The sequence below is a fragment of the Paenibacillus radicis (ex Xue et al. 2023) genome (assembly GCF_024722015.1).
GTDB lineage: Bacteria > Bacillota > Bacilli > Paenibacillales > NBRC-103111 > Paenibacillus_S.
The window spans coordinates 219,707-232,196 of record NZ_JANQBD010000014.1 but is presented as its reverse complement, the minus strand read 5'-3'; the positions used below and the strand labels follow the sequence as shown (position 1 = coordinate 232,196).

At 42.1% G+C, this 12,490-nt stretch carries 7 protein-coding genes; 5 read left to right on the top strand and 2 right to left on the bottom strand.

Translation table 11 applies throughout. The features are described 5' to 3' along the window. Window positions 1–542 precede the first annotated feature (542 nt). A complete protein-coding gene (locus NV381_RS19820; protein WP_258215009.1) occupies window positions 543–1,424 on the top strand; it encodes a 5'-3' exonuclease in 882 nt (293 codons plus the stop codon). A 61-nt stretch (window positions 1,425–1,485) separates the two neighbouring features. Here NV381_RS19820 and NV381_RS19815 read toward each other — a convergent pair whose 3' ends face one another. Both NV381_RS19815 and NV381_RS19810 read right to left on the bottom strand, forming a co-directional pair. Then, on the bottom strand, window positions 1,486–4,782 hold the full coding sequence (locus NV381_RS19815; protein WP_258215008.1) for an S-layer homology domain-containing protein: 3,297 nt from the start codon (window positions 4,780–4,782) through the stop codon (window positions 1,486–1,488). A gap of 163 nt (window positions 4,783–4,945) precedes the next feature. Further along, entirely contained in the window at window positions 4,946–6,604 is a 1,659-nt protein-coding gene (locus tag NV381_RS19810; protein WP_258215007.1) for a TIM barrel protein, read from the bottom strand. Between the two features lie 448 nt (window positions 6,605–7,052). Between NV381_RS19810 and NV381_RS19805 the strand changes: the two genes are divergently transcribed. The 4 genes from NV381_RS19805 to NV381_RS19790 all read left to right on the top strand — a co-directional run bounded on the left by NV381_RS19805 (window position 7,053) and on the right by NV381_RS19790 (window position 12,481). After that, window positions 7,053–7,985: an ABC transporter permease gene (locus tag NV381_RS19805; RefSeq protein WP_258215015.1), complete on the top strand. Its 933-nt coding sequence runs from the start codon at window positions 7,053–7,055 to the stop codon at window positions 7,983–7,985. Between the two features lie 15 nt (window positions 7,986–8,000). Beyond that, window positions 8,001–8,876 carry a carbohydrate ABC transporter permease gene (locus NV381_RS19800; RefSeq protein WP_258215006.1) on the top strand — a complete coding sequence of 292 codons (876 nt, stop codon included), beginning with the start codon at window positions 8,001–8,003 and terminating at the stop codon, window positions 8,874–8,876. A gap of 53 nt (window positions 8,877–8,929) precedes the next feature. Further along, window positions 8,930–10,513 (top strand): extracellular solute-binding protein, encoded by a 1,584-nt coding sequence (locus NV381_RS19795; protein WP_258215005.1) that lies wholly within the window; start codon window positions 8,930–8,932, stop codon window positions 10,511–10,513. Window positions 10,514–10,783: 270 nt separating this feature from the next. Continuing rightward, window positions 10,784–12,481 (top strand): methyl-accepting chemotaxis protein, encoded by a 1,698-nt coding sequence (locus NV381_RS19790; protein WP_258215004.1) that lies wholly within the window; start codon window positions 10,784–10,786, stop codon window positions 12,479–12,481. Window positions 12,482–12,490 lie beyond the last annotated feature (9 nt).

Genomic DNA, 12,490 nt, shown 5'->3' with positions numbered 1-12,490 from the left:
GAACCTGTTCGTCAGTCGACCTGTAATGGTGAAGTGAAGAGCCGTATGCGTTAATAGCGCACGTACGGATCTGTGAGGGGTAAGGGGCGCAATCCAAGAGAAGGAGAGGCCCCGCCTACTCGACTATGCTGGGCAAATAGGAGCATTAGACACCAAATCAGAGGGATAGCGGAACGAACTGTTCCCGTATCTCTCTAATTTTTGATCATTCCAGCTGATAGAGGAAGCAGCACTTCCGCTAATGCTCTTCACTTCAGTGATAGGTAGTACTTGGGCTGATGCTCTTCACTGTCAGTGGCAGCACTTCCGCTAACGCTCCTCACATCCGTGGTAGCAGCACTGAAATTGCTCAGAGTCATTTCCAGAAGCACCAACGTAAATTGAGCAACAAGGAAGCTGTAAGTCATTTTTATCCATTGGTCAATTAAATATGAGCTCGCTGGAAAGTATTGATAGAGGAATTTTAGTCTATACCTATTTTCAATACAGGAAAGGTCTGGTATGTTTAGTAATGTTATATAAATTATATTTGGAGTGTACATATGGAAAACAACAGGGAAAGCAGCAATCGAACTTTAATTGTAGATGGAATGGCATTATTGTTTAGAGCTTATTACGCACAATCTTATGGTGGGTACATTCGGAAGACGAGCGACGGGACCCCTACTAACGCAATATTTGGGTTCATCCATTATTTATTCGATGCTATCAAGGAGTTTCAACCTACTCATTTGCTCTGCTGTTGGGATTTGGGGAGCGCAACTTTTCGAAATGAAATGTACTCCTCCTATAAAGCCAATAGAGCGGAAGCTCCGGAAGAATTAATACCGCAATTTGGTCTGGTAAAGGATGTTGTCGATTCACTTGGTATACCAAATTTTGGAGTGCCAGGCTTTGAAGCAGACGATTGTATAGGTACCATCGCTAACCAAATTAGCACAGAGACGGATGTTCTTATATTAACAGGGGATCATGATATGCTCCAGCTCGTAACTGAGAAGATTTCGGTTATTATAATGAAAAAGGGTAAATCCAATTATCAGGTTTACACACCTGTATCACTATGGGATGAGAAGGAATTGTATCCATCTCAAATCGTTGATTTGAAAGCCTTTATGGGGGATACTGCGGATAATTATCCGGGAGTTCGGGGAATTGGCGAGAAAACTGCACATAAGCTTATTAAAGAGTACGGATCTGTGCTGGGCGTGTTAGAAAACATTGAAAAGCTCCCCGCTAGCACCAAATTAAAAATAGAGAGTAATAAGGATATGCTTTTCTTGTCCAAAGACTTGGCGACAATTAAAGTGGATGTACCTGTTGAATGTGCTTTGGAAAATTGCTGTTGGAAAATAAATCGCAGCTCAGCACTTCAAAAATTTGAAGAGCTTGAATTCAGCAGCTTGATTAAATTGATCGGATAACAAAAGACTAGACCTAGCAGTGGTTATCGCTGTTAAGTCTAGTCTTTTTGAATGGCAATAATTAATTAATAAATTGAAGAAATTGCAGCAAACGTTTCAGCATAACGGTAGCTTCAGCTCGTGTAGCGTTAGCGGAAGGCACGAATGTTGTATCGCTGACGCCATTAATGATTTTAGCATTAACGGCAGCTGCTACTGCAGCTTGAGCCCAGCTGCTGATCGTGCCGCTATCCGTGAACGAGCTTGTTGAATTCAGGCTTCCCTTGGCCTTGTTGCCTGTGAAGTCAATAGCTCTGGAAACCATCACAGCCATTTGCTCACGTGTGATCGTGTCGTTTGGTTTGAAGTTGTCGCCTTCGAAGCCATTAACGAGTCCTGCCTTGGCAGCAGCGTTAACCGTCTCGGAATACCAAATGTTGGAATTCACATCTTTGAATATTCCATCTTTTACCGGGTTCAATCCAAGCGAACGAACTAATAAAGCGGCAAATTCTGCTCGGGTAATGCTCTTATCCGGTGTAAATAATTGGTCTGTGGAGCCCTCCACTACAAGCTTGGAGGCTAACAGCTCAATATCGTTTTTAGCCCAATGAGTGCTTATATCGCTAAATGTTTTACGATTTTGAGCGATTGTATAAATGCTGTTGCCTGAACGTTTGAATGTAACTTGCGATCCGGAGTTGTTGAATATAGCTGGAACGAACGAAAACTTACCCGTACCAGGATTATAAAGCAGCACTGTAGTTGTTTTGTCGTCCACCGAATTCGGTAAGGCTAAGCTTCTTGAAACATAAACCCCGTTGAAATCAGCTACTTCAACGATATTAGCGGTAATTTTATAATCAACCATATCTCCAAGCAGGTTCAAACCGCTCTGAGTTGCCTTCTTTGAGATTTCATCAGCCAATGGACCGCCGATTTTTTCAATTTGAATGTTGATCACATTATTTTTGGCGTCGCCGTTAAGTAACTTTGTAATTATATCTGCACTAAGCGCTTTAATGGGGAGATCGTAGGTGGATGTGTCTGACTTAATAGAGAGTACTATCCCAGCAGCAGAATTTTGTGCATTTAGCCAGGCGTCGGCTGTTAGCTGAACAAGGGCAACAGGTTCCTTGCCTTCTACCTGTATAGTAATTTTTTGTTGGCCGGACTGATTGTTTTTAATGGCATCGATTGCTTTGTTTAAGCTTTCGGAATTAATGGTAACTTTATTTACTGTTTTATCGCCGGCTTTCTCTTTTACTGTAGCAGCATCGAGCTTCACGCCATCCTTGTTAACGTTCGAATTGCTTCCAGAGGCAGGATCAGTTCCTGTACTGACAGGACCACCACCACTTCCGCCACCGGAGGTTCCTCCTGAAGGAGTGGAATGAGAATCCTGTTTATAAGGTCTGGCGCTGACTTCATTGGATTCCGCATATTCTCTTTCGGAGTCAAAACCAGTAACCACATAAGTATACGTTTGGTAATTAGTTAAGTCGGTTTCCGTAAACGAATAGGTTGCAGCACCTACAGTGCCTACTAATTTATACGTATTATCGTTCATTTTTCTTTTTACAAAATAACCTTGAGTAGCTTGCGGAGATGGAGTCCATGACAATCCGACCGATTGGTTTAAGTCTTTTGCTGATAAGGTAGACATACCAATTTTCCCTGAAGTTTTAGATTTTTCCATAGCTTCTTTCATTTTAGCAAAGAATCCACTTACCTCTTCGTAAGGCGGTGTGGTAAGAGTCGAAGGATGGCCCGCATCACCTGGGTTCCAAAGCAGCTCTGCTGGAATAAATCCGCGATAATCGCTGGATCTGACCCCCGTAAAAAGTCTGTTCAAATCCATGAGCTCTTTGGTTTCCGCACCTGCCGGTTTTTTCTTTACTTGAAAATTGTTGGAATATGGAAGAACCGCATTGATATCAGCATACCAATTATAGTCTAGGGCCGAGCCGCGAAAAGGTCTGAAGTAACCCGTATCATCAATAATTCCAATGTTAGGATGATCAACCCATTTGATAATTTGGATAATTTGATCGGCCGTAGATGTAAAATCACCATGATTCTGCAATCCGATTTGAACACCTTTTGCTGAACCATAGGCTGCTAGCTCCTTAAGGTGAGGAACAAGTCTCTCCTTGGCTATTTTCTCCCATCCCAATTGTTTCGCATCTGATGGCGTAGCGCCTGCGAACACTCGAATAACTGGAGCTCCCATTTCAGCAGCTACATCAATCCAAAATTTATAACGTTCCATGTCGATCGCACGCTTCTCATCGCTAGGTTGAACGAAATTATTTTGCGCGCCTGTTCCGCTAATGGCAATTCCAACTTCTTTGGCCTTTGCCTTGATTTTTCTAGCCCAGTCCATTATTGCCGGTTTAGCCGATTCTTCCGTCAGCTTATCATCGTATCCGGGTATATAATATTCTGTCACATCGACAGCATCAAATCCGGCATTTTTCGCCCATTGAATAGCATCAAGGGGATTCAGCGCCAATGGATCGGTTTGAGGTACAACATTCCATTTAGACTTCCATGCATTTAAATTCGAGTTGAAGCTGTAAAAGTTAAGGCTAAGCTTGTAATCACCTGTGTAATAGGCATTTTTGCGGGGAACAACCTTGCCATTCCCATATCCGGTATAACCGTAGGTGTCAATAGGCCCGGATTGCCCATCGTCGCTGTTATCACCGATGACCTTTATAACAAAGCCTTCAAATGCGAAAACATTCTCGTATTTCTCAATAGCCTCTGGAGTTGGGACGTATATCTTTACATCTCCTGTTGCTTCTTTAAACCAGTAACCTTCATCGCCGCCTTTACTGCCTATCATTGTGGGAGGTACTTCCCCCATGATTAAAGCTTTAATGGGGCTTCTATAGAAGGCTCTGTCGGCGATGCTGGTTACTTTAGGCAATTCTACTGTTTTTAGATTACCTCCTTCTGCAGCAATAGCCTGATAAAACACCCTTGATTGAAGGGTTTTGGTATTTAGAAGTTTAACAGTCTGCAAAGATTTATTTCCCTCAAATGCTTTGCTTGGCAATGTGGAATCCACAAAGTCTGCTGTTCCTATAACTTGAAGGATCGCAAGGTTGGTTAGCTTCTCATTGATAAATTTAATGTCCGTTGAGTTCAACAATCCGGCTGTAACGGTGAGGCTATTAACATCCAAGTAGGGGACATTGGTAGCGTTAACTACACTTTGCAATTGTCCATAGGTTGACGTGGTGACGGTTATTGCTGCGCTGCCAGTTGCTTGGGCCGCCACTGAATTCGCTGCAAAGGCGGCGACAGGCAGGAGCGCTGTTAACATCAGTGCAACAAGGATCGAACTCAAAGCTTTTTTCAAAGTATTCATTGTATCCTCCTAGAAATAGCTATAAATGGATAGATCATTAGAAAATGTTGATGAACTGTATAGGTAAACGTTTACTCAAACTCATTCCTATTACCCTTGCTGTCTGTGCTGATAAGCTTGAGATAGTTTCCGGACACCGTAGAATGCCCGGAGCTCGTGGCTATTATAACGGTTTTGCTATTTGGGTATCGTGGATGGCCGCTTTAACCTGTGCAAGGAACTGTTTAATTTCCTCATAAGGGGGCTCAGCAAGATCATTAGGATGACCCGGGTCACCCGGCCGCCATAGCAATTCAATGGGAACATAGCCATGGTAACTGCTATTTCGAATATCGGTGAAAAGCCTGGTTAGATCAACAAAGCTGTCCGTTTCCTGGCCGGCAGGCTTCGTCTTCAGTTGGAAATTATTTGTATAGGGGAGAACCGCCCTAATATCGGAATACCAATCATAGCCTAAACCGTTATGGCTGCGGAACTTTCTAAAGTAACCGGTATCGTTGATAATACCAATATTAGGATGATTGACCCATTTTATAATTTGGATGATCTGACCAGCTGTAGCTGTCATGTCTCCGTGGTTTTGCAGCCCTACCTTAACGCCTCTTGCCGCAGCATACTCTGTACATTCCCTCAAGGCTGGAGCAATTCTATCCCTTGCAATGGTTTCCCAATCGGAATCCATAATATCTCTGGGGACATTTCCTGAGAACAATCGGATAACTGGAGCGCCCATCTCAGCAGCAATATCGATCCAATACTTAACCCGCTCAAGGTCGAGAGTACGCTTCTCATCCCTCGGATCAGCAAAATTATTTCCCACACCGGTACCGCTAATTTCAATATCGAGTTCTTTGCAGAATTCCTTTATTTTCCGTGCGTATTGTATGATTTCTTCATGGGGCTTGGTTGGCATCGTCTGGTTGCTGTACCCGGGAATATAGTAGGCTGTGACGTCGACAGCGTCAAAACCGGCTTCTTTGGCGAATCGAATAGCTTGCAAAGTATCCATCGGAGGTGCAGCGCTGCCGCCGTTTGTAAGCCATGCATTCAGGTTCGCGTTAAAGCTGTACAGATTAAGGCCTACCTTAATTTCACCTGTGTAATAGGGACCCGTGTAATCGTAAATTAAATCAGCATCGTATTTGTAATCATAATAGGACCTGCTGCTGCTCTCATCTTCATTGTCAACGCTGACATCACCTACTAATTTCACCTTGAAATCTGAGAATTCATAAACATCCTTATATTTCAAAATAGACTCTTGCGACGGGACAAAAACCTTCAATGAAATAATTTCCTTAAACCAATAGGAACCAATAAGAGCGGGCGGTTCTTCCCCAAGTAAAAGAGAGATGAGGGAGGTGCATCGGTAAAATGTTCTGTTTTCCATGGAGGTTAACTGAGGCAGGCTCGCTTGCTTTAATGCATAGCAGTTATAAAATACTCGGCCATTCAACAAGGTTACAGCCGGCAGATCTGCTGTCAACAGATTGGAGCATTCCTCAAAAGCGCTTTCATTAATCGTCGCTGTATGTAATAGCTTTATGTTTTCCAATACTTTATTAGCTTTAAAAGCGCTAGCTGGTACAGTGGAATGCTCAAAATCAGCCGTGCCTGCAACTTCGAGAGTGATAAGATTCATGAGGTTGTGGTTGATAAATTGGCAGTCAACTAAATTCAATGTTCCGGCAGTTACGGTGAGGCTTTGGATAGTTAAGTACCCGGCACCCGCCGCATCGATGGCATCCTTCAGTCCTCCGCCTTCTGCACAAGTAGCGATGGTTATTGCAGCTTCAGCTGTATTTGTTCTTAGAACATCCATGATTTCCGTACCTCCTTATTTTCAATAAATGTAACTAATACAATGAAGTAAACGTTTACATGACTTCATATTTCCTCCCCCGTATTTATTCGCTGCATCCATGAGCGGCATTCCAGCATTCAGAAGCATTAGAGCTGTTGAAAAATAAAACGCTTCTTCTAAGAAAGAAAAATTTTCAAAATTAAGGAATTGACACTAACGGATATTGAAGTTAATATCAAATTCATAAGCTGTATTAACGTTAATGCAATTATACAATAAACACCAGCCTAACTCAAGGAGGAGATGAATTTAAAATATTCAACGAAGGTTCATCCGGAAAAAAATTCCCTTTGCTGCGGTTTTGAATGCGTTATCATTTCATCATTTCTTACAAATTTTTCTCGACTAAGATCATAAGGTGGGGGGACTATTGAATCAGACTCAAGGGTCAGCTGCAGTTACAAGCATGCGAAAAATTCAAAAATCTAAAGTAAATAAAGATAGTCTGTTATTTAATATTCGCAAGTATAAAATGCTTTATTTATTATCGCTGCCGGGGATTCTATACTTTATCATCATCAAATATATCCCGCTTTTTGGTTCCGTAATTGCGTTTAAGGACTATAACATTTTCGCAGGAATTTGGAAAAGCCAGTGGGTCGGTCTGAAATACTTTCGTCAGTTTTTTAGCGCTCCCGATGCCTTGCACTCACTTGTTAATACATTGATTTTGGGCGGCTATGAGCTGCTATTTTTCCCTTTGTCGATGATAGTGGCATTGATGCTGAATGAAATGAGATTTGTGTTTTATAAAAGAGTCATCCAGACGGTAATTTATGTGCCCCATTTTTTATCCTGGGTTATTATCGGCGGAATTTTTATGGGAGTAATGTCTCCATCCACAGGTATCATCAATCATGTTATCCAGTCGTTAGGGTTTGAACCGATTTATTTTCTAGGATCGGAATCCTATATTCGGTCAATTCTCGTAGGCTCCAGTATTTGGCAAGGTATTGGCTGGGGAACCATTGTCTACTTGGCTGCACTGGCAGGGGTGAACACCGAGCTGTACGAAGCGGCATCCATTGATGGCGCTAACAGATGGAAGCAGCTGTGGGCTATCACGATACCTTCTTTAATGCCGACCTTTACGATCTTATTGCTGCTGCATCTTGGCAAATTTTTGGATATTGGGTTCGAACGAGTATATCCCTTTCTTAATCCGCTAAACATGAACAACGGTGACATTCTGGATACCTTTATTTTCCGAATAGGCTTGTTGGGCTCACAATATAGCCTTACAACGGCGATAGGTTTATTCAAATCGGTAATCGGATTTATCTTAATCATGACAACCAACTATATCAGTAAAAAATTAACTGAAAACAGCTTGTTTTAAAGGGGGGACTTTCCTATGAGGAAGTCAAATCCAAGCAGAGATTTGTTTCAAATCCTCAATCTTGTTGGTCTTACGTTGCTTGCTTTAACGATCTTTTTACCCTTTATTAACCTCATTGCCGTCTCTTTCAGTTCACCCTCCTCCGTAGTAAACGGGGATGTAGGCCTATGGCCGGTCCATCCAACTCTTATTAACTATCAGTTTGTGTTCCAGGATAAGCAAATTTGGAATGCCTATGGGATTACCATTTACATTACCGTTGTCGGAACTTTGCTAAGCTTAATCATGACTTCTACACTTGCTTATTCACTCTCACGCCAGGAATACAAGTACCGCAAGGCCGTGCTGATGATGGTGATGCTAACGATGATTTTCTCGGCACCTTTGATTCCAACTTACTTGGTGATTAAAAATTTGCATATGGTTAACACGCTATGGGCATTAATGATTCCTGCGATGATCAGCCCGTTCAACTTAATCGTAATGCGTACCTTTTTTATGGGAATCCCTAATGCGCTGATCGACTGCTCACGTATCGATGGATGTGGAGAGGCTGGTATATTACTCCGAATCATCCTTCCTTTATCTGCACCGATTATGGCGACAATGGCCTTGTTTTATGGAGTTGGTTTCTGGAACAGCTATCAATCCGCACTTTACTATATACAAAGCCGGACGCTGATGCCGTTGCAAATTATATTGCATGACATGGTTACTCACGATAATTTGAGCACGAGCTCAGGCGATCTCTTTGAATCGATATTGCAGAATTCACCTTTTGGAGTGCAAATGGCGACTATACTAGTCGCGACAGTACCTATTCTTGCACTTTACCCGTTTCTGCAACGTTTCTTTATGAAAGGAATGCTGCTTGGATCGATTAAAGAATAAAGTTTCCGTATGATTTTGATTGGCTTTGAACCTAAAAAGGGAGGGATTAAGCTTTGAAAAAGAAAATGAAGAAGACGGTAGCAATCAGTACAGTTTCCTTAATGGGCGTGGTGGCGATAGCGGGTTGCAGTCCTGGTAATGATACGGGTGCAACGACGGTGTCGAAAGCTCCTGTAAGCACGAATTTTAGCATTTCAATGCCTTACAATGCGACTTACTTGTCGAAAAACCCTGATATTGATAATGACCCCTATGTAAAAAAGCTGGAACAATTAACCAATACCAAAATAAAGTTCAAGGTGCTGGCGGATCCTTTCTCAAAGTCTATGGATGTTATGTTTGCCTCAGGGGACATACCGAATGTTATTGCTACAGGGGGAGGCTTTGGATCATCTAACGGTATAGCCCTTCAACAGGCCTTGCAAGCCGGAATGTTTATGACATTGAATGACCTCATTGATAAATACGGCCCCGAATTGAAGAAGTTTATTCCTAAGGACGCCTGGGATAAGGAAACTTACGATGGGAAGATATACGGGATACCGCAGTTTATTACGGTTGCAGAACGTTCTTCGACGTACATTCGGATGGATTTATTGGAAAAAACCGGATTGCCGGTTCCCAAGACGGTAGATGAAATGGTCAATGTATTGCGTGCGTTTAAAAAGCTGGGAGTAGCGCAACCGTATGTCGGACGGCAAAATTTTGAACAGATGGATACATTCTTTGGTGCCTTTGATGTTCTGCCTAACCAGTGGACAGTAGATACTGCGGGCAATCCGGTTCCCAAATTTTTCAATGCCGTCAATATGCAGCAAGCACTTCAAACCTATAGGACCATGTATGAAGAAGGCTTAATGTCCAAGGAATTCCTTACGCAAACTAAAGTTCAATACCAGAATGTAATCAATACAGGCAAAGCGGGAATGTTCCAAGCCAATGCGAACAACTTCATTCCTTTACAAACCGGTTTGTCGAAAAATGTCCCTGAGGCCAAGCTGGCACTTATTCCTTCGCCAATAGGACCTGACGGATCAGGCGGTTACAGCTTGATAGATGAAGTAACCCGTGCTTTTATGATAACAAAAGAAACCAAAAATCCCGAAGTCATTGTTAAATTTTTGAACTGGATGCTGACGGATGAAGCGACCAAATTTTTCACCTACGGGCTTGAAGGCAAAGACCATACCGTTGAGAATGGTGTAATTAAATACGATCCCAAAACCGATGAGCAGATTAGAGCAGAAAGCTTCCGTGGCTGGATGTGGATGATTCAAGACAATACGTACAACAAGTTATTGCTGGAGGCATCTCCATTGGGACAGCAGCTAATTAAAGATTTCAAAGATATCGTAGCGAAGGAAGGACGGGAAAACATACGTTGGAATCCTCCTTTAACCGCATTGGATGCCAAGCCGACACTCAACTTGAATACTGGAATTCCGCCTATGATACTGGAAGCGATGAGTAAAATAGTGGTTGGGGAAAAACCGGTCAGCGATTGGCCTAAAGTGATTATTCAGTGGAAGCAGCAAGGAGGGGACCAAGGACTTGCAGAAGCTGCTAATGCATACAAAAGCAAAGCCTATCATCCTTTAAGAATAAAAGTTAATCCGATTCCCGTTGTTAAAGATTAAGCAGGTGGGGGACCCTTGGTACTTACTGTGGGTCCCGTTTCATTCATTTTCAACCACGGCGCCCCACAACCTCAATGAATTTTAGAGGAATAAATTTACAATTGAGTCTTGTATTCAAAAGCGTACATGGTATAATTCCGATATTGAGGGAATAGTTATTTCTAGGAAGAAAGGAGAAAAAGATTTGTAAACGCTTACTGTATACCATTATGTAAACGTTTACCTACTCACATGAAAAGAAGCAGCATTAACGAAGGCGGGATATTTGGAATGAGGTTTACTATACGCAGCAAGCTTCTTTTAGGATTTTTGGCTGTTTCTTTGTTATTTTTAATTGCGATTGGCTGTAATATGTTAATTCAGACTAAAGTAAATTCATTATCGAATGGAATCCTTTATAACGAGAATGAGCAATCCGTTCTGCAGAAGCTGAGCTATCTGGTCCGCAGCACGAATGCAGACGGTGCTTGGTATCTGATGAGCTCGACTGATGAAGGAAAGAAGAAATATTTGTCCTTATATGAAAAAGACGTCCAAGAAGTATCCGATCAATTAACGATTATTATCAAAAGCCATTATCATGACAGCGGAGAGCTGTCAGCTATCACTACCTTCGATATGGAATGGAATAAATATTTGAAGCAAATTGATGCGGTTTTTACAAAATATCCATCTCAAACAACACAAAATGCCCAAGCTCAATATATAGCGGTTCCTTTAGAGCCGGTACTGAATTCTTTAAATTCCTATACGGATAAGTTATCGAAGGTAATAGCAGAGCAGGAAAAAGAAATTACCTCTTTTAATTCCTTTGCTAATCGATTTAATATTTCCGTTATTGTCGTTACATTTCTAATAGCAATAAGTCTTGCGCTGATCTTATCCAAGAGGATAGTCAAGCCAGTGCTTCAAGTAAATCAACAGCTGAGGCAGATCGCGGAAGGTGAAGGGGATTTAACGAAGCACATTCTTGTAACTACAAAGGATGAGATTGGAGATTTGGCGCTGTATTTTAATCAAATGATCAATAATCTTCGAATGATGATACAGCATGTTGGTTCCACTGCGGATCAGGTTGCTGCTTCTTCAGAGCAATTAACTGTCAGTTCCGAACAAAGCAACTTGGCGACCGAGCATATAGCGCAGATTATGCAGACCATAGCTTCCGGATCTGAGAAGCAAGCAGCTTGCTTGCATGACAGCCTTGCAACCATTAATGATATGTCCAGGAGTGTTCATGAAATGGCTTCGAACATTCAGGATGTTTCCACGGCCTCCAATCAATCCTCCGATATTGCATCCATAGGTAACGAAACGATACAAACAGCCATACGACAAATGAATTCCATAGAACTTTCCATACAGAGGTTAGCCAATATAATAAAAAATCTTGGTGAACGCTCACATGAAATTGATCAAATCGCTTCAGTCATCACGGGTATATCCTCACAAACGCATTTGTTGGCACTTAATGCAGCAATCGAAGCTGCACGTGCTGGTGAGCAAGGGAAAGGGTTCGCAGCTGTTGCAGAGGAGGTGAAAAAACTCGCCGAGCAATCGGATGGTTCAGCGAAACAAATTACTGAGCTGGTTCATACGATTCTAACGGATACTAGCCATGCAATGAGTTCTATGGATGTAAGCCTTAAAGAAGTAAACGAGGGAACCATGGTCATAGATCAAGCGGGTAAAGCATTTGGCAAGATTCAATTATCCGTATATCAAGTATCCGGGCAAATTCAAGAAGTCTCTGCAGCTATTGAAGAGATGGCTGCCAGTGCGGATGAGGCAGTAAATTCTATACAAATAGTTAAGCGATTATCTGAAGAAACTGCGGCAGGTACACAGACTGTTTCAAGCGCATCCCAGGAACAGCAGGCTTCGATGGAAGAACTCTCATCGTCGGCTAGTTATCTTGCTCGGATGGCGGAACAATTGCAAATGTTAATTACCAAATTTAAGGTGTAGTTTTTGAAA

What these genes read in the sequence shown, in the direction of transcription:
- NV381_RS19820 (WP_258215009.1), top strand. Translation starts at nt 543, where the DNA reads ATGGAAAACAACAGGGAAAGCAGCAATCGAACTTTAATTGTAGATGGA.
- NV381_RS19815 (WP_258215008.1), bottom strand. Translation starts at nt 4,782, where the DNA reads ATGAATACTTTGAAAAAAGCTTTGAGTTCGATCCTTGTTGCACTGATG.
- NV381_RS19810 (WP_258215007.1), bottom strand. Translation starts at nt 6,604, where the DNA reads ATGGATGTTCTAAGAACAAATACAGCTGAAGCTGCAATAACCATCGCT.
- NV381_RS19805 (WP_258215015.1), top strand. Translation starts at nt 7,053, where the DNA reads ATGCGAAAAATTCAAAAATCTAAAGTAAATAAAGATAGTCTGTTATTT.
- NV381_RS19800 (WP_258215006.1), top strand. Translation starts at nt 8,001, where the DNA reads ATGAGGAAGTCAAATCCAAGCAGAGATTTGTTTCAAATCCTCAATCTT.
- NV381_RS19790 (WP_258215004.1), top strand. Translation starts at nt 10,784, where the DNA reads ATGAGGTTTACTATACGCAGCAAGCTTCTTTTAGGATTTTTGGCTGTT.